The sequence below is a fragment of the Pseudomonas sp. E45-MNA-CIBAN-0222 genome (genome assembly GCF_040310405.1).
In the GTDB taxonomy this organism is placed as follows: Bacteria; Pseudomonadota; Gammaproteobacteria; order Pseudomonadales; family Pseudomonadaceae; genus Stutzerimonas; species Stutzerimonas stutzeri_AC.
In genome coordinates, this window is record NZ_JBEOPU010000193.1 from 1 (window position 1) to 248 (window position 248).

Annotated in this window: 1 protein-coding gene; it reads left to right on the top strand. The window is 62.5% G+C overall.

Annotation, left to right across the window (positions count from 1 at the left end; genetic code table 11):
• The coding region (locus tag AAEZ08_RS23285; RefSeq protein WP_500125229.1) for a GAF domain-containing protein at nt 1–248 on the top strand (248 nt) is incomplete at both ends.

Below are 248 nucleotides of genomic sequence, written 5' to 3' on the forward strand. Positions count from 1 at the left end.
CTGCTACCGGCGCGCCAGCGAGAGCGACGAAACGCTGTCAGCGCTTGTGCTGTCTCCTTACCCCCGCTATTTTCAGGCCCTGCAGAGTGGCCGCGCCGTCGATGCTCAGGACGTTTTGCAGGACCATCTCACCTGCGAGCTGGGCGAATACTACTATCGTCCCCAGGGTATTTGCTCGATCCTCGACGCCAGCCTCCGCGTCGGCGGCGAGGTAATAGGCGTGCTCAGCCTGCAACACACCGGCAAAC